Genomic DNA, 280 nt, shown 5'->3' on the forward strand with positions numbered 1-280 from the left:
GCTCAATCTGATGAAGAAGGTCGCGCGTTGCTTAAAGCATTCGGCTTCCCATTTAAATAAGGTAAAGACGTTATGGCAAAGAAGAGCATGATTAACCGCGAATTGAAGCGCGAAAAAATGGTTGCTAAATATGCTGAAAAGCGTATCAAGCTAAAAGAAACTATCAGTGATATGACTGCAAGTGACGAAACTCGTATGGAAGCGATGCTAGAGCTACAAGCTCTTCCACGTAACTCATCACCAGTACGTCTGCGCAATCGTTGTGCTATCACCGGTCGTC

1 protein-coding gene is annotated in these 280 nt (G+C 43.9%); it reads left to right on the forward strand.

All coding sequences use genetic code 11. The features are described from left to right. Positions 1–72: 72 nt before the first annotated feature. Positions 73–280 (forward strand): 30S ribosomal protein S14 (gene rpsN, locus AAEZ08_RS22815; RefSeq protein WP_500125162.1); only part of this gene is annotated, 208 nt, incomplete at its 3' end.

The organism is Pseudomonas sp. E45-MNA-CIBAN-0222 (assembly GCF_040310405.1).
GTDB classification, from domain to species: domain Bacteria; phylum Pseudomonadota; class Gammaproteobacteria; order Pseudomonadales; family Pseudomonadaceae; genus Stutzerimonas; species Stutzerimonas stutzeri_AC.